Annotated in this window: 18 protein-coding genes; 12 read left to right on the top strand and 6 right to left on the bottom strand. The window is 66.3% G+C overall.

The window, feature by feature from the left end; genetic code table 11:
• Positions 1-6: 6 nt before the first annotated feature.
• Positions 7-3936, bottom strand: coding sequence for a DUF3683 domain-containing protein (locus AC07OC_RS19990; protein WP_494602018.1), 3930 nt, complete (start codon positions 3934-3936; stop codon positions 7-9).
• A gap of 86 nt (positions 3937-4022) precedes the next feature.
• Positions 4023-5252 (bottom strand): phosphoglycerate dehydrogenase, encoded by a 1230-nt coding sequence (serA, locus tag AC07OC_RS19985; RefSeq protein ID WP_218293494.1) that lies wholly within the window; start codon positions 5250-5252, stop codon positions 4023-4025.
• Between the two features lie 301 nt (positions 5253-5553).
• On the opposite strand from serA, the gene ugpB reads away from it, so the two are divergent.
• The 5 genes from ugpB to ugpQ all read left to right on the top strand — a co-directional run bounded on the left by ugpB (position 5554) and on the right by ugpQ (position 10952).
• Entirely contained in the window at positions 5554-6873 is a 1320-nt protein-coding gene (gene ugpB, locus AC07OC_RS19980) for a sn-glycerol-3-phosphate ABC transporter substrate-binding protein UgpB (protein ID WP_218340308.1), read from the top strand.
• Between the two features lie 205 nt (positions 6874-7078).
• Entirely contained in the window at positions 7079-7960 is an 882-nt protein-coding gene (ugpA, locus tag AC07OC_RS19975) for a sn-glycerol-3-phosphate ABC transporter permease UgpA (RefSeq protein ID WP_218293492.1), read from the top strand.
• 149 nt (positions 7961-8109) lie between these two features.
• Positions 8110-8961: a sn-glycerol-3-phosphate ABC transporter permease UgpE gene (gene ugpE, locus AC07OC_RS19970; protein WP_218293491.1), complete on the top strand. Its 852-nt coding sequence runs from the start codon at positions 8110-8112 to the stop codon at positions 8959-8961.
• A gap of 60 nt (positions 8962-9021) precedes the next feature.
• Positions 9022-10026 (top strand): sn-glycerol-3-phosphate ABC transporter ATP-binding protein UgpC, encoded by a 1005-nt coding sequence (gene ugpC, locus AC07OC_RS19965; RefSeq protein WP_218293490.1) that lies wholly within the window; start codon positions 9022-9024, stop codon positions 10024-10026.
• 152 nt (positions 10027-10178) lie between these two features.
• A complete protein-coding gene (ugpQ, locus tag AC07OC_RS19960; protein WP_218340309.1) occupies positions 10179-10952 on the top strand; it encodes a glycerophosphodiester phosphodiesterase in 774 nt (257 codons plus the stop codon).
• A gap of 113 nt (positions 10953-11065) precedes the next feature.
• Here ugpQ and AC07OC_RS19955 read toward each other — a convergent pair whose 3' ends face one another.
• Together AC07OC_RS19955 and AC07OC_RS19950 are read right to left on the bottom strand one after the other, a co-directional pair.
• Positions 11066-12037: a Bug family tripartite tricarboxylate transporter substrate binding protein gene (locus tag AC07OC_RS19955; protein WP_218293488.1), complete on the bottom strand. Its 972-nt coding sequence runs from the start codon at positions 12035-12037 to the stop codon at positions 11066-11068.
• Positions 12038-12148: 111 nt separating this feature from the next.
• A complete protein-coding gene (locus AC07OC_RS19950; RefSeq protein WP_218340310.1) occupies positions 12149-12427 on the bottom strand; it encodes a hypothetical protein in 279 nt (92 codons plus the stop codon).
• Between the two features lie 72 nt (positions 12428-12499).
• Between AC07OC_RS19950 and hemA the strand changes: the two genes are divergently transcribed.
• From hemA to paeA, 7 genes are all read left to right on the top strand, one after another.
• The gene (gene hemA, locus AC07OC_RS19945; protein WP_218293486.1) at positions 12500-13816 is read left to right on the top strand and encodes a glutamyl-tRNA reductase; all 1317 of its coding nucleotides are present in this window, start codon (positions 12500-12502) and stop codon (positions 13814-13816) included.
• Positions 13817-13931: 115 nt separating this feature from the next.
• Positions 13932-15044, top strand: coding sequence for a peptide chain release factor 1 (gene prfA / locus AC07OC_RS19940; protein ID WP_218340311.1), 1113 nt, complete (start codon positions 13932-13934; stop codon positions 15042-15044).
• A gap of 73 nt (positions 15045-15117) precedes the next feature.
• Positions 15118-15960: a peptide chain release factor N(5)-glutamine methyltransferase gene (gene prmC, locus AC07OC_RS19935; protein ID WP_218340312.1), complete on the top strand. Its 843-nt coding sequence runs from the start codon at positions 15118-15120 to the stop codon at positions 15958-15960.
• A 53-nt stretch (positions 15961-16013) separates the two neighbouring features.
• On the top strand, positions 16014-16337 hold the full coding sequence (gene grxD, locus AC07OC_RS19930) for a Grx4 family monothiol glutaredoxin (protein ID WP_218293483.1): 324 nt from the start codon (positions 16014-16016) through the stop codon (positions 16335-16337).
• A 160-nt stretch (positions 16338-16497) separates the two neighbouring features.
• Positions 16498-17181, top strand: coding sequence for a hypothetical protein (locus AC07OC_RS19925; RefSeq protein ID WP_218340313.1), 684 nt, complete (start codon positions 16498-16500; stop codon positions 17179-17181).
• Between the two features lie 151 nt (positions 17182-17332).
• Positions 17333-18340 (top strand): AAA family ATPase, encoded by a 1008-nt coding sequence (locus tag AC07OC_RS19920; RefSeq protein ID WP_218340314.1) that lies wholly within the window; start codon positions 17333-17335, stop codon positions 18338-18340.
• 160 nt (positions 18341-18500) lie between these two features.
• Positions 18501-19850, top strand: a complete 1350-nt coding sequence (gene paeA, locus AC07OC_RS19915) for a polyamine export protein PaeA (protein WP_218340315.1) — start codon at positions 18501-18503, stop codon at positions 19848-19850.
• Positions 19851-20079: 229 nt separating this feature from the next.
• Here paeA and AC07OC_RS19910 read toward each other — a convergent pair whose 3' ends face one another.
• Both AC07OC_RS19910 and AC07OC_RS19905 read right to left on the bottom strand, forming a co-directional pair.
• Entirely contained in the window at positions 20080-20769 is a 690-nt protein-coding gene (locus AC07OC_RS19910; RefSeq protein ID WP_218293479.1) for a lytic transglycosylase domain-containing protein, read from the bottom strand.
• Positions 20766-22508 (bottom strand): proline--tRNA ligase, encoded by a 1743-nt coding sequence (locus AC07OC_RS19905; RefSeq protein WP_218340316.1) that lies wholly within the window; start codon positions 22506-22508, stop codon positions 20766-20768. The genes AC07OC_RS19910 and AC07OC_RS19905 overlap by 4 nt, the downstream gene beginning before the upstream one ends.
• Positions 22509-22537 lie beyond the last annotated feature (29 nt).

Genomic DNA, 22537 nt, shown 5'->3' with positions numbered 1-22537 from the left:
AGGCCGTCACACCAGCACCCGCTCGATGCCGCCGTTGTTGGCGCGCTGCACATAGTCCGGCATCCAGTTCTCGCCCAGGATTTCGCGCGCCATCTCGACCACGATGTAGTCGGCTTCGAGCAGGCCGTTGTTCAGGTCGCCTTCGTAGCGGTTCAGGCCCTGCAGGCAGCTGGGGCAGCTGGTGAGGATCTTCACGTTGTCCTGCGCTCCCACTGCGCCGCTGGCACGCAGCTGGGCCTCGCCCTTCTTGATTTCTTCTTCCTTGCGGAAGCGCACCTGCGTGGACACATCCGGGCGCGTCACGCCCAGCGTGCCCGACTCGCCGCAGCAGCGCTCGCTCTTCAAGACCTGCTCGCCCACCAGCGCCTTCACGGTCTTCATCGAGTCCTGCAGCTTCATGGGGTTGTGGCAAGGCTCATGGTACAGGTAGGCACCCTTGCCCTGCAGCTGGATGCCCTTCTCCAGCAGGTACTCGTGGATGTCGATGATGCGGCTGCCCGGGAAGATCTTGCCGAACTCGTAGCCCTGCAGCTGGTCGTAGCAGGTGCCACAGCTCACCACCACGGTCTTGATGTCGAGGTAGTTGAGCGTGTTGGCCACGCGGTGGAAGAGCACCCGGTTGTCGGTGATCATCTTCTCGGCCTTGTCGAACTGGCCGCTGCCGCGCTGCGGGTAGCCGCAGCACAGGTAGCCCGGCGGCAGCACGGTCTGCACGCCCGCATGCCACAGCATGGCCTGCGTGGCCAGACCCACCTGCGAGAACAAGCGCTCCGACCCGCAGCCGGGGAAGTAGAACACCGCCTCCGTCTCGGCCGTGGTGGCCTGCGGGTCGCGGATGATGGGCACGTAGTCCTTGTCCTCGATGTCGAGCAGCGCGCGCGCCGTCTTCTTGGGCAGGCCGCCGGGCAGCTTCTTGTTGATGAAGTGGATCACCTGCTCCTTGATCGGCGCCGTGCCCACCGTCGCTGGCGGCTTGGCCGTCTGCCTGCGGCCCACCTTGCGCAGCAGGTCCACGGCCAGGCGCTGGGCCTTGAAGCCCACGTCCACCATGGCCGAACGCATGAACTTGATGGTGTCCGGATTCGTGGCGTTGAGCATGGTCATCGCCAGCGCGTTGCCAGGCCGGAAGGTTTTCTTGCCCATCTTGCGCAGCAGGTTGCGCATGTTCATGGTGACGTCGCCGAAGTCGATCTTCACCGGGCAGGGGCTCTCGCATTTGTGGCACACCGTGCAGTGGTCCGCCACGTCCTCGAACTCCTGCCAGTGCTTGATGCTCACGCCGCGGCGGGTCTGCTCTTCGTACAAAAACGCCTCGACCAGCAGCGAGGTGGCCAGGATCTTGTTGCGCGGGCTGTAGAGCAGGTTGGCGCGCGGCACGTGCGTGGAGCACACGGGCTTGCACTTGCCGCAGCGCAGGCAGTCCTTGACCGAATCGGCGATCGCGCCGATGTCGCTCTGCTGCATGATCAGCGACTCGTGCCCCATGAGGCCGAAGCTGGGCGTGTAGGCATTGGTCAGGTCGGCATGCAAGACGGCGGGCCTGGAAGCCGGCCTGGAAGCCAGATGGGCCTCCAGCGCTTTCCCATCCAGCGCAGGCAGCTCCTGATTTCGGAGCAATTTTCCTTTGTTGAAGCGCCCTTCGGGGTCCACCCGCTGCTTGTACTGCGCGAACGGCAGCAGCTCGGCGTCGGTCAGGAACTCCAGCTTGGTGATGCCGATGCCGTGCTCGCCCGAGATCACGCCGTCCAGGCTGCGCGCCAGCACCATGATGCGCTCGACCGCCTCGTGCGCGGTCTGCAGCATTTCATAGTCGTCGCTGTTGACCGGCAGGTTGGTGTGCACGTTGCCGTCGCCGGCGTGCATGTGCAGCGCCACCCAGACTCGGCCCTTGAGCACGCGCTTGTGGATGGCCGTGGCTTCGTCCAGGATGGGCTGGAACGCCGCGCCCGCGAAGATGCCCGACAGCGGCGCGCGCAACTGGGTCTTCCAGCTCGCGCGCAGGGTGTGGTCCTGCAGCTGCGGGAACAGGGGTTCGACATCCTGCAGCCAGCCGGCCCACAGCGCGCGCACCTCGGCCACCAGCGCCAGGGCTTGCGCCACGCGGTCCTCCAGCAGTTCGGCCGAGGGGATTTCGCTCGCGTCGTCGTGCTTGCCCAGCGGCAGGTTGCCGCGCTCGAAGAACTCGGTGAGCGCGTCGCACAGCTTGATCTTGTTGCGCAGGGACAGCTCGATGTTGATGCGCTCGATGCCGTCGGTGTACTCGGCCATGCGCGGCAGCGGGATCACCACGTCTTCGTTGATCTTGAAGGCGTTGGTGTGGCGGCTGATGGCGGCCGTGCGCTTGCGGTCCAGCCAGAATTTCTTGCGCGCCTCGGGGCTGATGGCGATGAAGCCTTCGCCGCTGCGCGAGTTGGCGATGCGCACGACCTCGCTGGTGATGCGCGCCACGTCGTCGGCGTTGTCGCCCGCGATGTCGCCGAACAGCACCATCTTGGGCAGGCCGCCCCCGTGCTTCTTGCTCTTGGTGGCGTAGCCCACCGCTTTCAGGTACCGGTCGTCCAGGTGCTCCAGGCCGGCCAGCAGCACGCCCGAGCGCTTTTGCTCGGCGAACATGAAGTCCTTGATCTCCACGATGCTGGGCACGGCGTCCTTGGCGTTGCCAAAGAACTCCAGGCACACGGTGCGCGTGTGCTCGGGCATGCGGTGCACCACCCAGCGCGCGCTGGTGATCAGGCCGTCGCAGCCTTCCTTCTGGATGCCGGGCAGGCCCGAGAGGAACTTGTCCGTCACGTCCTTGCCCAGGCCTTCCTTGCGGAAGGTGCGGCCCGGGATGGCCAGGCGCTCGGTGCGCACGGGCGTCTTGCCGTCGGCCTCGAAGTACTGCAGCTCGAAGGTGGCCGTCTCCACGTCATGGATCTTGCCCATGTTGTGGTCCAGGCGGGTCACCTCGAGCCACTGGGCGTCGGGCGTGACCATGCGCCAGCTGGCCAGGTTGTCGAGCGCCGTGCCCCACAGCACGGCCTTCTTGCCGCCCGCGTTCATGGCGATGTTGCCGCCGATGCACGACGCCTCGGCGCTGGTCGGGTCCACGGCAAACACAAAACCTGCGCGCTCGGCCGCATCGGCCACGCGCTGGGTGACCACGCCGGCCTCGGTCCACACCGTGCCCACTTCGCGGTCCATGCCCGGCAGGCGGCGCATCTCCACCTCGGTCATGGCTTCGAGCTTTTCGGTGTTGATGACCACGCTTTTCCACGTCAGCGGGATGGCGCCGCCGGTGTAGCCAGTGCCGCCTCCGCGGGGAATGATGGTCAGGCCCAGTTCGATGCAGCCCTTGACCAGGCCTGCCATCTCGGTTTCCGTGTCCGGCGTGAGCACCACGAACGGGTACTCGACGCGCCAGTCGGTCGCGTCGGTCACGTGGCTCACGCGCGAGAGGCCGTCGAACTTGATGTTGTCCTTGGCCGTCAGGCGGCCCAGGGTCTTCTGGATCTGGCGGCGCAGCTGCGCGGCCTGCTCGAAGGTGGCGTTGAATTCGGCCACGGCGCGGCGCGCCGCCACCACCAGCTCGCCGACCAGGCGGTCGCGCCCGGCGTCGTCGTCGGGGGTGCGGCGCTTGTCGATCTCGGCCAGGCGGTGCTGCAGGGCATCGACCAGCAGCTTGCGGCGGTTGGGGTTGTCCAGCAGGTCGTCCTGCAGGTAGGGGTTGCGCTGCACCACCCAGATATCGCCCAGCACTTCGTACAGCATGCGGGCGGAGCGCCCGGTGCGGCGCTCCTTGCGCAATTGGTCCAGCACGTCCCAGGCCGGGGACCCCAGCAGGCGGATCACGATCTCCCGGTCGGAGAACGAGGTGTAGTTATAGGGAATCTCGCGCAGACGCACGGGCTCGGCAGCCTGCATCTGCAAGGCAGCCAACGCAATCGGAACATTCATGGGGGTCTACCTGGGGTGGGGGCGTGATTTTATGCCACCGTGCCTTCCCTTGCCGGCGCCCGCCCCGCCCAGGCAAAACCCCCCGTTCAGAACAGCACCCGGCTGCGCAGCGTGCCGCCGACCTTCGCCAGCTTGTCCAGCGCCAGGTCGGACGAGGCCGCGTCGATGTCGATGACCACGTAGCCGATCTTCTCGTTGGTCTGCAGGTACTGGGCCGAGATGTTGATCTGGTTGTCCGAGAAGATGCGGTTGATCTCCGACAGCACGCCCGGCACGTTGCGGTGGATGTGCAGCAGGCGATGCTTGCCAGGGTGCGCGGGCAGCGCGACCTCGGGGAAATTGACCGACGAGGTGCTGGTGCCGTTGTCGCTGTACTTCACGAGCTTTTCCGCCACTTCAAGGCCGATGTTGGCCTGCGCCTCCATGGTGGAGCCGCCGACATGGGGCGTGAGGATCACGTTGTCCAGCCCGCGCAGGGGCGACTGGAACTCGTCCTTGTTGGTGCGCGGCTCCACCGGGAACACATCGATGGCGGCGCCCAGCAGTTTCTTGGCCTTGAGGGCCCCGGCCAGGGCCTCGATATCCACCACCGTGCCGCGCGCGGCGTTGATGAGGATGCCGCCGGGCTTCATGGCGGCGATCTCGGCCGCGCCGATCATTCCCTCGGTGGACGGCAGCTCGGGCACGTGCAGGCTCACGATGTCGCTCTGGCCCAGCAGGTCGTGCAGATGCTGCACCTGGCGCGCGTTGCCCAGGGGCAGCTTGCTCACCACGTCGAAGAAGGCCACCTGCATGCCCATGGCCTCGGCCAGCACCGACAGCTGCGTGCCGATGGAGCCGTAGCCCACGATGCCCAGCGTCTTGCCCCGGATCTCATAGGCGTTGTCGGCCGACTTGAGCCAGCCCCCACGGTGAGCCACCGCGTTTTTCTCCGGAATGCCGCGCAGCAGCAGGATGGCCTCGGCCAGCACCAGCTCGGCCACCGAACGGGTGTTGGAATACGGGGCATTGAAAACGGCAATGCCGCGCTCGCGCGCCGCGTTCAGGTCCACCTGGTTGGTGCCGATGCAAAAACAGCCCACGGCCACCAGCTTGTGCGCCTGCGCAAACACCTCCTCGGTGAGCTGCGTGCGCGAACGGATGCCCACGAAGTGCACGTCGGCAATCTTGCGCTTGAGTTCGTCGTCGGGCAGCGCGCCGGACACCGTCTCGATCTGGGTGTAGCCGGCACCACGGATCACATCCACCGCGGAAGGGTGGATGCCCTCGAGCAACAGGAATTTGATCTTGTTCTTGTCCAGCGAATTGATGGCCATGGCAATAAGGAAGAAGGAGGAGAGGGGGAAAAGCAACCGGCGCGCGACGACGCGAACGAACCGGCGCGGCAGAGGCCTGCGCGCGACCGACAGCATGGTGCATTGCACAAAACCTTGCAAGCCTCGGCAAATGCGCCACACCTTGTCACAAAAGAGTCACAATCGCTTCCCTCATGGGGACCCCAAGGGGTTTCCCCGGTTGTTGCAAGCGACAGGCTCATGCGACAACGACATATCAATGTCACATCGGCTGCATAGCATCCGGCCCTTGTGCTTTTTGTCATCTTCGGAGGAAATATTCATGCAAACGAAGCATCTGGCGGTCTGCGCTGCCATCGCCATGTCGGCGTGCCTGCCTGCACAAGCCCAGGCTCAGGCGCCGGTCGAGATTCAGTGGTGGCATTCGATGAGCGCAGCGCTCGGCGATTGGGTCAACGACCTGGCAAAACAGTACAACGCGAGCCAGACCAAGTACAAGGTCGTGCCCACCTACAAGGGCACGTATGACGAATCGATGACGGGCGCCATCGCCGCGTTCCGTGCGGGCAATGCACCCCACATCCTCCAGGTGTTCGAAGTAGGCACCGCCACCATGATGGCCAGCAAGGGTGCCATCGTGCCCGCGGCCAAGGTGCTCAACGACGGCGGCTTCAAGTTCGACCCCACCCAGTACGTGTCGGCCGTGGCCGGCTACTACACCGCGCCCAACGGCCAGATGCTGAGCTACCCGCTCAACAGCTCCACCACCATCTTCTATTACAACAAGGACGCCTTCAAGAAGGCGGGCCTGGACCCCAACACCCCGCCCAAGACATGGCCCGAGGTGTTCGCCGCCGCGTCCAAGCTCAAGGCCAGCGGCCACAGCTGCCCGTTCACCACGAGCTGGATCAGCTGGACGCAGCTGGAGAGCTTCTCGCTGTGGCACAACACGCTGTTCGCGTCCAAGAACAACGGCTTTGACGGCAACGACGCCCAGTTGCAGATCAACACGCCGCTGCACGTGCGCCACTTCGAGAACCTGGCCAAGGCCTCCAAGGACGGCAGCTTCGTCTACAAGGGCCGCGGCAATGTGCCGGACGCCTCCTTCCCCTCAGGCGAGTGCGCCATGATCACGGGCTCGTCGGGCCTGTACGCCCGCGTGGCCAAGGAAGCCAAGTTCGCCTATGGCATCTCGGCCCTGCCCTACTACGCCGACGTGAAGGGCGCGCCCCAGAACACCGCCATCGGCGGCGCCAGCCTCTGGGTGATGGCCGGCAAGAAGTCCGAAGAGTACAAGGGCGTGGCCGACTTCCTGAACTTCCTGAACGACACCAAGGTGCAGGCGGCCAGCCACCAGCGCACGGGCTACCTGCCCGTGACCACGGCCGCCTACAAGCTCACCGAAGCCTCGGGCTTCTATGAAAAGAACCCCGGCACCGACGTCGCCGTCACGCAGATGATCCGCAAGGCCACCGACAAGTCGCGCGGCATCCGCCTGGGCAACTTCGTGCAGATCCGTTCCATCATCGACGAGGAAACCGAACAGATCTGGTCGGGCAAGAAGACCCCCAAGGAGGCGCTGGACACGGCCGTGACCCGCGGCAACGAACAGCTGGCCCGGTTCGCGCGCGCCAACAAGTAAGTTCTGACGAGCGCCTATGGATGCGACCGGGCCCTTGCGGCCTGGGGACATCGAAAGCCCGCCGCCCCTGTAAACCCCTGCGGTTCACTGGGCGGCGGGTTGTCTTTTTTTGCCGCCGGGCTGCCCCGGGGCAAAAAGCGGCCCCCCGAAGGGGCAGCGCCCCTGCGCAACAGCCAGCACGGGGGCATTTTTTGAGAGTCTGGACATGGAAAAACGCGTTCTCTTTCGCTCTGCGTGGCTGCCGTGGGTGCTTCTGGCACCCCAGCTGGCCATCATCAGCGTCTTCTTCTTCTGGCCCGCAGGCCAGGCCCTGGTGCAGTCGTTCCAGATGCAGGATTCCTTCGGCTTCTCGAGGGAATGGGTCGGTTTCGACAACTTCCGGGACCTGTTCCAGGACCCCGGCTATCTGGCGTCGTTCAAGACCACCGCCTTCTTCTCGATCCTGGTGGCGGTCAGCGGCATCAGCCTGTCGCTGATCCTGGCGATCTTCGCCGACCGCATCATCAAGGGCGCGATGGTCTACAAGACCGCGCTGCTGCTGCCCTATGCCGTGGCACCCGCCGTGGCGGGCGTGCTGTGGATGTTCATGTTCTCGCCGTCGCTCGGGGTGGTGGCCTACATGCTGCGCCAGTCGGGCTTCGACTGGAACCACATGCTCAACTCCGACCACGCCATGGCGCTGATCGTGATCGCCGCGGTGTGGAAGCAGATCTCCTACAACTTCCTGTTCTTCCTGGCGGGCCTGCAGTCCATCCCCAAGTCGCTCATCGAAGCCGCAGCCATTGATGGCGCGGGCCCCTGGCGCAGGTTCTGGAGCATCCAGTTTCCGCTGCTCTCGCCCACCACGTTCTTCCTGCTCGTGATCAACGTGGTGTATGCCTTCTTCGACACCTTCGCCATCGTGGACGCCACCACGCAGGGCGGCCCGGGCCGCGATACCGCCATCCTGGTCTACAAGGTGTACCACGATGGGTTCAAGGCCATGGACATGGGCGGATCGGCCGCGCAGTCGGTGGTGCTGATGGTGATCGTGGTGGTGCTCACCGTGATCCAGTTCCGCTACGTCGAGAAGAAAGTGCAGTACTAGATGACTCCCCCCCGAAGCGCCTGTGGCGCCTCCCCCTCGAGGGGGCGCCTCCAGCGGCCCGGCAAAGCCGGTTCCGCGGTGGCACGCGCATTGGCCCTCCTTAATTCACGCATGTCTTCTTCATCGCCCCTCTCTCCTGGAGCCCTCGCATGGTAGAGCGCAGTCCTTATCTCACCGCGTTCTCGCACCTCATCATGGTGCTGGGCGTGATCATCGTCGGCTTTCCGCTGTACCTGGCCTTCGTGGCCTCGACCCACACCGCGCAGGACATCGTGCAGGTGCCCATGCCCATGGTGCCCGGCGGCAACTTCTGGCAGACCTACCACGACGCCCTGTTCGGCGGCGGCACGGGCGCGGGCTCCACCGCGCCGGTGGCGCGCATGATGTGGGTGAGCTTCGTCACCGCCATCGTCATCACGCTGGGCAAGATCGCCATCTCGCTGCTGTCTGCGTTCGCCATCGTGTACTTCCGCTTCCCCTTCAAGGGCATCTGCTTCTGGCTGATCTTCATCACGCTGATGCTGCCGGTGGAAGTGCGCATCGGCCCCACCTACCAGGTGGTGTCGGACCTCGGCATGCTCAACACCTATGCGGGCCTCACGGTGCCGCTGATCGCGTCGGCCACCGCCACGTTCCTGTTCCGGCAGTTCTTCCTCACGGTGCCCGACGAACTGGTGGAAGCCGCCCGCGTGGACGGCGCGGGCCCCATGCGCTTCTTCAAGGACATCCTGGTGCCGCTGTCGCGCACCTCGATTGCCGCGCTGTTCGTGATCCAGTTCATCTACGGCTGGAACCAGTACCTGTGGCCGCTGCTGGTGACCACCTCGGAAGACATGTACCCCGTGGTGATCGGCATCAAGCGCATGCTGGCAGGCGGCGACGCGGGCAACGAATGGAACATCGTGATGGCCACGGCCCTCCTGGCCATGCTGCCTCCGGCCTTCGTGGTGGTGGTCATGCAGCGCTGGTTCGTCAAGGGCCTGGTGGACACCGAGAAATAAGACAAAACCCCTGCCAGCGCTTATCCATTCAGCACTTGTAGCTATCAAATTCATTGCATCATGGCATCCATCTCCCTTCGCAACATCATCAAGCGCTACGGCCATGGCCCCAAGGCCAACCAGGTGATCCACGGCGTGAACGCCGAGGTCCAGGACGGCGAGTTCATCGTCATCGTGGGCCCCTCGGGCTGCGGCAAGTCCACCCTGCTGCGCATGGTCGCGGGCCTGGAGGAAATCTCCGGCGGCGAGCTTCGCATCGGCGACCGCGTGGTGAACAACCTGGAACCCGCCCAGCGTGACATCGCGATGGTGTTCCAGAACTACGCGCTGTACCCGCACATGACGAACTTCGACAACATGGCCTATGGCCTGAAGATCGCCAAGGTGCCCAAGGAGGAAATCAGGGCACGCGTGGACAAGGCCGCCAAGATCCTCGAACTGGGCCATCTGCTCGAACGCAAGCCGCGCGAGCTGTCGGGCGGCCAGCGCCAGCGGGTGGCCATGGGCCGTGCCATCGTGCGCCAGCCCCAGGTGTTCCTGTTCGACGAGCCGCTGTCCAACCTGGACGCCAAGCTGCGCGCCCAGACCCGCCTCGAGATCCAGAAGCTGCACCGCGAACTGGGCATCACCAGCCTGTTCGTGACGCATGACCAGGTCGAGGCCATGACGCTGGCGCAGCGCATGATCGTGATGAACGCCGGCAACATGGAGCAGTTCGGCACGCCCGAAGAGGTCTACCACACGCCCGCCACCACCTTCGTGGCCAGCTTCATCGGCTCGCCGCCCATGAACCTGCTCAAGAACGCCCCCAGCGCCGCGCCCGGCACCATCCTGGGCATCCGCCCCGAGCACCTGGACGTGCGCAGCGAAGGCTGGGAAGTCAAGGTCGAGACGGTGGAACTGCTGGGCGCCGAGCGCCTCATCTACGGCCGCATCCATGGCGAACAGATCATTGTGCGCGTGGAAGAAGGCACCCATGCGCCCGCGCCTGACTCGGTGATCCACGTGGTGCCGCGCCCAGACCGCCTGCATGCGTTCGACGCCACCACCGGAAAAAGAAAGTGACCCACCCCTGAGCGGCTTCGCCGCTTCCCCCTTCTCCCGGCTGCGCCGGGAAGGGGGACGACGCCGTCGCTGCGGGGCGGCCCTTGCTCGGCGTCCGCGCGCGGTGCCGTGCCAGTGGCCACCGCGGCGTGGCCCGCAAACCACGAGGCAAGATGACCATGTCTACTCCCTGGCCCTACCCCCGCTGGATCGCCCACCGTGGCGCCGGCAAGCTGGCCCCTGAAAACACCCTGGCCGCGTTCCGGCTGGGCGCCCGGCATGGCTACCGCATGTTCGAGTGCGACGCCAAGCTGAGTGCCGACGGCGTGCCATTCCTGATGCACGACGCCACGCTGGACCGCACCACCAACGCGGCGCAGGCGCTGGGCACCACCGCCAGCCGCACCGGGGGCGATCACCCCTGGAGCGCATTGGCCCAGCTGGACGCGGGCAGCTGGCATTCGCGCACCCACGCGGGCGAGCCGTTGCCCACCCTGGAGAACACGGCGCGCTATTGCATCGCCAACGGCTTCTTCCTGAACATAGAGATCAAGCCAACGCCCGGGGTCGAGGAAAAAACGGGCCGGGTGGTAGGGGAACATGCGGCGCGTCTGTGGCAGGGCCAGGCCGTGCAGCCCCTGTTCTCATCCTTCCAGCCCGACGCGCTGGCGGGCGCCCGGGCCACGGCCCCCCACATTCCGCGCGCGCTGCTGCTGGACACGTTGCGCGACGGCTGGTTGGACCTGGCCCGCCAGCTAGGCTGCGTGGCCATCGTGTGCAACCACGCACTGTGGGATGCGGTGCTGGTCGCGCAGGTCCACGGCGCGGGCCTGCGTGCGCTGAGCTACACGGTGAACGACGACTGGGCCGCGCAGCGGCTCCTCCACCTGGAAACCGACGGCATCATCACCGACCGCGTGGACTTTTTTTCGCCCGCCACGCCCTAGGGCCTGCCGTCGCCCCAACCCCGCCCCAAGGCCCGCGCCACCGTGGAACCGGCTTTGCCGGGCCACCGGTGGCGTCCCCCTTCCAGGGGGAAGGCGCGCAGCGCCTCACGGGGTCAGTCCAATTTAGCGCCCGACTTCTTCACCGCGTCGGCCCAGCGCGGCATCTCTGCAGCCAGGAATTTCGCGAAGTCGTCCGACCCCAGGAAGGCTGGGTCCGCCCCCTGGGTCACCATGCGGTTGCGCACCTCGGGCATCTGCAGCACCTGGCCGAAGGCATCGCTGAGCTTGTTGACAACGTCCTTGGGTGTCCCGGCCGGAGCCAGGAAGCCGTAGAAGCCCACCACCTCGAAACCCTTGATGCCGCTCTCGATCACCGTGGGCACGTCAGGCAGCGCGGGGTTGCGCTCCTTGCTGGTCACGGCCAGAGCGCGCACCTTGCCCTGCTTGTGGTAGCTGGCGGCCTGCGGAATGCTTTCGGCCATGAACTGCACCTGGCCGCCCATGAGGTCCGTGAACGCGGGTGCGCTGCCCCGGTAGGGGATGTGCACCATGAACAGGCCGGTGGCCGTCTTGAACATCTCGGGCACCAGGTGGCTGATGCCGCCATTGCCCGCCGAGCCGAAGTTGACCTGGCCCGGCCGCGACTTGGCGTAGGCCATGAACTCCTGCAGGTTCTTGGCGGGCACGCCAGGGTTCACCAAAAGGGCCAGCGGCTGCATGGCGGTGCGCGCGATGGGCACAAAATCCTTGAGCGTGGAATACGGCAGGCGGCTGTAGAGCCCGGGGTTGATCACCATCACGCCCGTGTTGGCCAGCATGATGGTGTGGCCGTCGGGCGGCGCTTTCATCACGTCCTGCGCGCCCACGGTGCCACCCGCACCGGCCTTGTAGTCCACCACCACGGGCTGGCCCAGCACGGCCTGCAGCTTGTCGGTGAGCAAGCGTGCATGCTGGTCCAGCGGGCCGCCGGCCGGAAAGCCGATGACGATGCGCACGGGCTTGGAAGGAAAGGCCTGCTGGGCCTGCGCGGCCACCGACAGGGCGAGCCCCGCGGCCAGTACGGGCCAGGAATGCTTGAGCGTCATCGTGTTCTATCTCCAGGTTTTTGTGTTGTTGAGGATCGGGGAGTGTGCACCCGCCCCGCCCGGCGGCGGGTGCGGGGCATGGCACGGCATTGCGCGCGGGTGTGCGGCCGGTCAGGCCTTCCAGCCGCGCACCAGCACCCACTGGCAGGTGGCGCAGGCCACCACCAGCGCGGCATAGGTCAGCATACGGCCGTCGCGCCCCCACACCACCAGTCCGGCGGCCAGGGTTGCCACGCCCACGGTGAAGACGATCGCAAGGCGAGACCCGCCAGACAGCGGCAGGGGTGTTCTGGAGCCGATGAAGCGCCCCGACAAGGCAAGCAGCAGGGCCACGGCCGCGGCGGGTGCCACGAAGTTGAGCAGGTGATTGAAAACGTCCAGAGGACCCATGGAATTGACCCACATCAAGGCTTGAACAGGCAAGGCCGCCTGTTCGGGCCAACAATTTTATAATCGGGAACTATGGCAGTCTGGGCCCTCGGCATCAACCACACCACCGCGCCGCTCGATCTGCGCGGCCGGTTCGCGTTCGCGCTCGACCAGATCGCCCCCACATTGCACGGTTTGCGCCAGTCGCTGGGCACCTCCAGCCGCCACCCCGGGGTGGAAACGGCCATCATCTCCACCTGCAACCGCACCGAAATCTACTGCGCGGGCGAGCAGCCCGCCATGGACCACACGCTGGGCTGGCTGGCCCAGAGCGGCGGCGTGAGCCCCGCGCTGCTGCGCTCGCACTCCTACACGCTCGAGGACAGCCTGGTCGCGCGCCACGCCTTCCGAGTGGCCAGCGGGCTCGACTCGATGGTGCTGGGCGAGGCCCAGATCCTGGGCCAGATGAAGGATGCCGTGCGCGCCGCCGAGACCGCTGGCGCCCTGGGCACCACGCTCAACCAGCTCTTCCAGCGCAGCTTCGCCGTGGCCAAGGAGGTGCGCACCAGCACCGAGATCGGCGCGCACAGCATCAGCATGGCCGCCGCCGCCGTGCGCCTGGCCAGCCAGCTGTTCGAAGACCTCGGCAAGATCCGCGTGCTGTTCGTCGGCGCGGGCGAGATGATCGAGCTGTGCGCCACGCACTTCGCGGCCAAGAACCCCAAGCAGATCGCGATTGCCAACCGCACCCTCGAGCGCGGCGAAAAGCTCGCCACCCGCTTTGGCGGCGAGGTGATGCGCCTGGCCGACCTGCCCGAGCGCCTGCACGAGTTCGACGCCGTCATCAGCTGCACCGCCAGCAGCCTGCCCATCATCGGCCTGGGCGCCGTGGAGCGCGCGCTGAAAAAGCGCCGCCACCGCCCCATCTTCATGGTCGACCTGGCCGTGCCACGCGACATCGAACCCGAGGTCAAGGCCCTGGGCGACGTGTACCTGTACACCGTGGACGACCTGGCCACCGTGGTGCAGACGGCCCAGGCCAACCGCCAGGCCGCCGTGGCGCAGGCCGAGGCCATCATCGACGCGGGCGTGCAGAGCTTCATGCACTGGATGGAGCTGCGCAGCCCGGCGGGCGAAACCGGCGGCGTGGTGCCGCTGATCCAGCAGCTCAACGCCCAGACCGACGAATGGCGCGCCCTGGAGATCGCGCGCGCCAAGAAGCTGCTGGCCAAGGGCGAGGATGTGGACGCCGTGCTCGAAGCCCTCTCGCGTGGCCTCACACAGAAAATGCTGCACGGCACCCTGGCCGAGCTGCGCGCGGGCGACGCCGAGATGCGCGCCCAGACGGCCCAGACCGTCTCGCGCCTGTTCCTGCGCTCGCAAAGCAAGACCCCCCATAACGGCCTGTAGCGGCGCCCGCCCGCACCCCAGCCCGTTCCGATTTCAAGCCAGATCGGCCCTCAGCGCTTGATACACAAGCGCTAACAGCTACAAAATACGTAGCAACCCATTTCTCCAGGATTCCATGAAACCCTTTCTCCGAAGCCAGCTGGAGCGCTACGCGCAGCGCCTGGGCGAACTCGACTTCCTGCTCTCGCGCGAGGACATCATGAGCGACATGGCGCAGTACCGCACCATCTCGCGCGAGCATGCCGAGGTCACGCAGGTGGCGGGCCGCTACGCCCGCTACCAGCAGCGCGAGGCCGACCTGGCCGGCGCGCGCGAGATGCTGGCCGACCCCGACATGGCCGAGATGGCGCAGGAAGAAATCACCAGTGCCGAAGCCGAACTGCTGCAGCTGGAAGACGAATTGCAGCGCCTGCTGTTGCCGAAGGACCCCGACGACGCGCGCAACGCGTTCGTCGAAATCCGCGCCGGCACGGGCGGCGACGAATCGGCCCTGTTCGCGGGCGACCTCACGCGCATGTACACCCGCTACGCCGACCGCGTGGGCTGGAAGGTGGAGATCGTGAGCGAGAACGCGGCCGAGCTGGGGGGCTACAAGGAAATCGTGCTGCGCATCGAAGGCCAGCCCGGAACGGGCCCCTCCGGTAGCGGTGTCTACGGCACCCTCAAGTTCGAGTCCGGCGGCCACCGCGTGCAGCGCGTGCCCGCCACCGAAACACAGGGCCGCATCCACACCAGCGCCTGCACCGTGGCCGTGATGCCCGAGCCCGACGAGCACGAGGCCATCAAGCTCAACCCGGCCGACCTGCGCATCGACACCTTCCGTGCATCCGGCGCGGGCGGCCAGCACATCAACAAGACCGACTCCGCCGTGCGCGTGGTGCACTTGCCCACCGGCCTCGTGGCCGAATGCCAGGACGGCCGCAGCCAGCACGCCAACAAGGCCAAGGCCCTGCAGGTGCTGCAGGCGCGCATTCAAGAAAAAGAACGCAGCGAGCGTGCCGCCAAGGAGGCCGCGCTGCGCAAGGGCCTGATCGGCAGCGGCGACCGCAGCGACCGCATCCGCACCTACAACTTCCCGCAGGGGCGCCTGACGGACCACCGCATCAACCTCACGCTGTACAAGCTGCTGTACGTGATGGAAGGCGACCTGGCCGACGTGCTGCAGGCCCTGGCCCACGCACGCGAGGCCGAGCAGCTGGAAGAGCTGGAGATGGGCACCACGGGCTGATCTCCATCCAGAATTTGAATCAAACTGGCCTCTGGCGCTTGATGGACATGCGCCAGTAGCTATCAAAATAGTAGTGAACAACACCTCCCCCACCCTGGCCCAGGCTTTGGCCCAGGCCCGCACCCTAGGCCTGGAACGCATCGATGCGCAACTGCTGCTGCTGCACGCCCTGGCCCGGCCCGACGCCGGCCGCGCCTGGCTGCTGGCGCACGACACGGACGCGCTGGACGAGGCCGTGCACGCCCGGTTCATCGCCCTGTGCCAGCGCCGCGTTGCGGGCGAGCCCGTGGCCTACCTCACCGGCCGCAAGGAGTTCTACGGCCTGCACCTGGAGGTGGATGCGCGCGTGCTGGACCCGCGCCCCGACACCGAAACGCTGGTGGACTGGGCGCTGGAGATGATGGCCCCATTGTCCGCCCCCCGCGTCGTGGACCTGGGCACCGGCAGCGGCGCCATCGCGCTGGCGCTGCAGCACCAGCGCCCCACAGCCCAGGTGCTGGCGGTGGACGCGAGCGCCGATGCGCTGGCCGTGGCGAAGGCCAACGCCCGGCGCCTGGACCTGGCCGTGCAGTTCCAGCCAGCGAACTGGCTGGCGGGCGTGCCGGGCCTGTTCGATGCCATCGTCTCCAACCCCCCCTACATCGCCAGCGCCGACCCGCACCTGGCCGCGCTCAGGCACGAGCCCCTGCAGGCATTGGCCAGCGGCGCCGACGGGCTCGACGACATCCGCGCCATCGTGGCCCAGGCCCCCGCGCACCTGCGGCCCGGCGGCTGGCTGCTGCTGGAGCACGGGCACGACCAGGCCCCCGCCGTGCGGGCCCTGCTCGCCGCCACCGGTTTCATCCAGGTGCAAAGCCGCAACGATCTGGCCGGCATCGCGCGCTGCTCGGGCGGACAGTGGCCGACAGTGAAATAATCCCCCCATCGCGGGCCGGTGAGGCTCGCCCGCCTCTTTCAAGGAGTATCCCCATGAGCGACACCCAGCAACGCATCGACGCCCTCGTCAAATCCAGCGACATCCTGCTGTTCATGAAGGGCAGCGCCAGCTTCCCCATGTGCGGCTTTTCGGGCCGTGCCATCCAGATCCTGAAGGCCTGCGGCGTGGACCCCAAAGCCGTGGTCACCGTCAACGTGCTCGAGGACGACGAAATCCGCCAGGGCATCAAGGACTACAGCAACTGGCCCACGATTCCCCAGCTGTACGTGAAGGGCGAGTTCATCGGCGGCTCGGACATCATGATGGAGATGTACGAATCGGGCGAACTCAAGCAGGTGCTGGGCACCGAAGGCTGAGCCCATATCGGTTCGCACCCACACAGCCGCCTGCGGGCGGCTTTTTGCTTTCGCTCCAGGGCGATATGGAAATGGGGAAACTACCCCATGGAGGGGCAACCGAGAATGTTTGACTTCATGGTAAAACCGCCGTCTGCTCAGGCTCTCCCCCAAGACACCCATGAATCCCAAAAGCACTTTTGGCAGACGTGTATCGCGCGTTGTCGCGGCCTTTTTTCTTACGGCCCTTCTCGCGGCATGCGGTGGTTCAGACGACCCGAGTCCACCCGTTGCGTCCGAGCCACCGCCCGGCAATCCAGTCCCGACCGACCCGCCAACTGTGCCCTCCGGGCTCGCGAAATATGTGGGCACCTGGGAAGCCTGCTCATCTGCATTCCTCAAAACGACTTACTCCATCACTCTGAACGAGAATGGCAGCTTGGGCCTGGTGGCAAAAGGCACCTATTACACCGGCCCAGGTTGTACGGGGGACGCCAGAGCTGAACTAACACAAACGCCCCGCGTTCTTTCACACGCTGGGCAAACCACGCGTACTGCACGCACGTGGAATTCTGCGCACTATCCTGAAATCAACATCACCGCCGAGTTCGACGATTTTGTCTCTACTGGCACGGTTGGCTGGACACTCATTGGTCCCGAGGTCCATGAGTTCATCCAGTTTGGCGTCTACTCTTGCTTGCCGGTTCCCATCGGAGGTCGGCAGTGTTACCTGCGCCCAAGCTCCCACATTCAGGAGATCAATGTGGCGATGCACCGGGTTGGCGCAACCATGTATTTCTTCAATCGGCCATCCGAATTGGGCGCCAGCATGTCGGAGGGCATCCCCTTCCAGAAGGTGCAATAGCCAACTGGTTGGGCCCGTAGAGCTTCGAGAGGCTTTGTAACACTCCGAGAGATTCAATGGACTTTCGTCCAATCCATTGAACCCCTATCATCCGGCCGGCACGTTGTGTGCTTGAATGATTGCGTGACCTCACATCATGAAGGAGCATGCAATGACCAGCCATAGCCTTGTTCCCCAGCCCCCGGCCCTGCGCCTGCCGGTGGCCCAGATGCGCAACGTGTTCCACCCCGGCGATGTCGAGCGCAAGCTCGCACGGCTGCAGGAGTCCGGCAACCAGCGCGAATACGAAACCCTGCGCACCGTGTACGAACGCATGCTGGAGCGTGGCCCGGAGCGCTTTCAGGTCAAGCCCTCGGGCATCCCCGACATGGCCAGCCTGTACGGGCAGTTGCCCAACTTCACCGAGGTGCTGGACGACGTGAAGCGCCACGTGGCATTGGCGCAGGACAGCAGCGACGGCCTGGAGGTCACGCCCATGCTGCTGCTGGGCCCACCCGGCATCGGCAAGACCCACTTCGCGCGCCATCTGGCCGAGTTGCTGGGCACCGGCATGAACCTGCTGCCCATGAGCTCCATGACCGCGGGCTGGCTGCTGTCGGGCTCGTCGGCGCAATGGAAGGGAGCGCGCCCGGGCAAGGTGTTCGAGGCCCTGGTGGAGGGCGAATACGCCAATCCCGTCATCGTCGTCGACGAAATCGACAAGGCCAGCACCGATGCGCAGTACGACCCCATGGGCGCGCTGTACAGCCTGCTGGAGCACGACACGGCGCAGAGCTTCACCGACGAGTTCGCCGAGATCCCCATCGACGCGAGCCAGGTCATCTGGATCACCACGGCCAATGATGAACGGGGCATTCCCGACCCCATCCTCAACCGCATGAATGTGTACCAGGTGCAGCCGCCCAACCAGGAACAGGCCCGCGCCATCGCCCTGAACCTCTACCACGGCATCCGCGCGGGGCATGACTGGGGGCGGCGCCTCGACCCCGACCCCACGCCGGACGTGCTGGACCAGCTGGCCCAGATGCCGCCGCGCGAGATGCGCCGCGCGCTCATGACCGGCTTCGGCAACGCGCGGCTCGCGCAGCGCAGCACCGTGGAGGTGTCGGACCTGCCGCGCGCCGCCAGCGCCAAGGGGCGCATGGGTTTCATGCAGTAGCCAGGGCACGCCGGCTGAAGTCGGCCGAGATGCCCGCGCGGCGCGGGCCTCCTCCAGCCTCGGCAGCGTGGGCGCGCACTGGGGCGGCAGGCAGGCTGGCCGCTACACTTGTCCAAGGGGCTTGCCCAGCGCCCTGCCCGCCTTCGCCGTAGCCCGTCCCATGACCCTGTCCCAAAGCCTTTTCATCATCGGCCTGCTCATCGCGGCCAGCGCCTTTTTTTCGATGGCCGAGATTTCGCTCGCGGCGGCGCGCCGCCTGCGTTTGCGCCAGATGGCCGATGAGGGGGACGCGCGCGCGGACCGGGTGCTGCGCATGCAGGAGCAGCCCGGCGACTACTTCACGGTGGTGCAGGTGGGCCAGAACGCCGTGGCCATCCTCGGCGGTATCGTGGGCGAGGGAGCGCTGAGCCCCCATTTCAGCGCATTGTTCGGACTGTGGTTTTCGGAGCCGACCGCGCAGACCGCCGGCTTCCTCGCGTCGTTCCTGGTCATCACCTCGCTGTTCATCCTGTTTGCCGACCTGTTTCCCAAGCGCCTGGGCATGGCCGAGCCGGAGCGCCTGGTGGTGCGGCTGGCACAGCCCATGGCCTGGTGCATGACGCTGCTGCGCCCCGTGGTGTGGTTCTACAGCCGGGGGGCCGATGCGCTGTTCCGGGTGCTGGGCATGTCGTCCCTGCGCGATGACCGCATCACCTCGGACGACATCCTGGCGATGATGGAGGCGGGCGCGCGCGCCGGGGTGCTGGCGGCCCGCGAGCAGCAGGTCATCACCAACGTGTTCGAGCTGGATACGCGCACGGTGTCCAGCGCCATGTCGCCCCGCGACCGGATCGCCTTCTTCCTGCGCGACGAGCCCGACTCCGTCATCCGCCTGCGCATCGCGGCCGAGCCGTTTTCGACCTACCCCGTCTGCGAGGGCGATATCGACCACGTGGTGGGTTACGTGGACGCGAAGGATCTCTTCCAGCGCGTGCTGAACAACCAGCCCATCTCGCTGGCGGACGACAGCCTGGTGCGCAAGGTGCTGATCGTGCCCGACCGGCTCACCCTCTCGGAGGTGCTGGAGCAGTTCCGCCAGGTGCACGAGGACTTTGCCGTCATCGTCAACGAGTACAGCCTGGTGGTGGGCGTGGTGACCCTGAACGACGTGATGAGCACGGTGATGGGCGACCTGGTGGGCCCGGCGGACGAAGAGCAGATCGTGCGGCGCGACGAGAATTCATGGCTCATCGACGGTGTCACGCCGATCGAAGACGTGCTGCATGCGCTGTCGCTCGACGAATTGCCCCACGCGGAAGAATACGAGACGCTGGCCGGCTTCCTGATGGTGATGCTGCGCCGCGTACCGCGCCGCACGGACAGCGTGAGCTGGGGCGGCTACAAGTTCGAGGTGCTGGACGTGGACAGCTACCGCATCGACCAGGTGATGGTGTCCCGCCTGGGTGCGCCCCAGGCGGAAAGCCCTGCCACGCCCCCTCCGGCGGACAGCACCGCGGCGCCTGTGAAGTAGGGATGCCTTCGCGGCCATGCCCGTCGGGCCCGGTGCGGCACGGCGCCTGCCACAGCGGCCTGCCAAAGCATGGATCAAATCGGGCTCCAACGCCCTCAGCATAAGCGCCAGCAGCTATAGGAATAGGAGCACCCGTATCCGCATCGGTGGCCGCTGCGCGGATTCCACGGGTCTGTCCTCCGGCGCCGGGCTGCGTTGGCACCAAGGCCGGGCGCCGCAGGGGACCGCTTCAGGCTGCGGGCAGCTGAGGCTTCTCGCCAAACAGCCAGTTGCGCTGGGCGCCAAACACCGCATCCGGGTAGGGCGAGCGCCCACGGCTGCCGTTGTAGCGGCCCAGCGCCATGAACAGGTCGCCCCGTTCCCGGTCGATGTAGTGGCGAAGGATCACGCAGCCAAAGCGCAGATTGGTCTGCAGATGGAACAGCTTGCCCGCATCGCCGTCGCCGATCACGCGCGTCCAGAACGGCATGACCTGCATGTAGCCGCGAGCGCCCACGCTGGAGACGGCAAACTTGCGGAAGGCGCTTTCGACCTGGATCAGCCCCAGGACCAGGGAGACATCGAGCCCGGCGCGCTTGGATTCGTACCAGGCGGTCTGCAGGAAGTCGCGCCGGATCTCCCACTCGGGTTTGCGGCGGCGCAGCCGGTCGCTCATGGTGCCCAGCCAGCGCAGGTAGTGGATGCGGGCCTCGGTGGTGAAGAACTCGGGTTCGGGCGGGGCCTGGTTGGCAATGGCCGAGCTCAGCGCCGTGCGCACGGAGTCCATCAGAGGCTCTTCGAGCTGGCCGCCCGCATGCGCCGCTGCAGGGGCCGCCAGCCACGCCGCGGGGGCGGACAGGGCGGCCAGGCATGCACGGCGGGACAGGCCGCCGCCCTCGGGCGTCCCCCCTGCCGCCAAAGCCAGCCGCGCCTCGCTCATACCGCCATGCGGCCCTTCACGTGGGCCAGGATGTCTGCCGTGGGCACCTTGGTGGCCGCCGTGTCACGGCGATGCTGGTATTCGACCACGCCCTCCTTGAGGCTCTTGTCGCCGATGGTCACGCGGTGCGGCACGCCGATCAGCTCCCAATCGGCGAACATGGCGCCAGGGCGCTCGCCACGGTCGTCCAGGATCACGTCCACGCCCGCGGCCAGCAGGTCCGCATACAGCGATTCGGCCGTGGCCTTGACGGCCTCGCTGCGGTCCATGCCGACGGGGCACACGACCACGGTGAACGGAGCGATGGCGTCGGGCCAGATGATGCCGCGCTCGTCATGGTTCTGCTCGATGGCGGCGGCGGGCAGGCGCGTGACGCCGATGCCATAGCAGCCCATCTCGAAGAAGGCCGGCTTGCCGTCGTCACCCAGGAAGGTGGCGTTCATGTCCTTGCTGTACTTGGTGCCCAGATAGAACACATGGCCCACCTCGATGCCGCGCTCGATGGCCAGTTCGCCCTTGCCGTCCGGCGAGCGGTCGCCCGCCACCACGTTGCGCAGGTCGGCCACGGCATCGGGCTCGGGCAGGTCGCGGCCCCAGTTGACGCCGGTGATGTGGAAATCGGGCTCGTTGGCGCCGCAGATCCAGTCGGCCATGACGGCCACCTCGCGGTCCACCACGATCTTGAGGGGCTTCTTCAGGCCGATGGGGCCCAGGTAGCCGGGCTTGCAGCCAAAGTGGTCCTCGATTTCGGAGAGCGTGGCAAAGCGGAAACCCGCCATGCCCGGCACCTTGGCCACCTTGATCTCGTTCATGTCGTGATCGCCGCGCAGCAGCAGCAGCCAGACCTGGGTCTTGACGATCTCGCCCGCCTCATTGGTTTCGTCCGTGGCCAGGACCAGCGACTTCACGGTGGTCGCCAGTGGCACGCCAAGCAGCTCTGCCACGTCGGCGCAGGTGCTCTTGCCCGGCGTGGCCGTCTTGGTCAGCGCCCGCGTGGCAGCGCCGCGTGGACCAGAAGGGGCCAGCGCTTCGGCCTTTTCCATGTTGGCGGCGTAGTCGCTCGCCGGGCAGTAGACGATGGCGTCCTCGCCCGTGGCGGCGATCACCTGGAACTCTTCGGAGAGGTCGCCACCGATGGCGCCGCTGTCGGCCGCCACGGCGCGGTAGGTCAGGCCAAAGCGGTCAAAAATGCGGCGGTAGGCCTGCGCCATGACCTGGTAGCTGGCCTTGGCCGCCCCTTGGTCGCGGTCGAAGCTGTAGGCGTCCTTCATGACGAATTCACGCCCGCGCATGAGGCCAAAGCGTGGGCGGCGCTCATCGCGGAACTTGGTCTGGATCTGGTAGAAGTTCTTGGGCAGCTGCTTGTAGCTCTTGAGCTCCTGGCGCGCGATGTCAGTGATCACTTCCTCGCTGGTGGGCTGCACCACGAAATCGCGGCCATGGCGGTCCTGGATGCGCAGCAACTCGGGGCCCATCTTGTCGAAACGGCCCGTTTCCTGCCACAGCTCGGCCGGCTGCACCACGGGCATGGTCAGCTCCACGGCCCCCGCGCGGTTCATCTCCTCGCGCACGATGGCCTCGACCTTGCGGATCACCCGCAGCCCCATGGGCATGTAGTTGTAGATGCCAGCGCCCAGCTTCTTGATCAGCCCCGCCCGCGTCATGAGTTTGTGGCTGACCACTTCGGCATCCGCCGGAGCTTCCTTGAGGGTGGAAATAAAGAATTGGGAGGCTTTCATCGGAATCGATTTCGGGCAGAACGGGGCAG

Source organism: Acidovorax sp. GW821-FHT10E04 (assembly GCF_059415185.1).
Note: the sequence above shows the minus strand (reverse complement) of the source record. Positions and strands in the feature narration are given on the sequence as shown.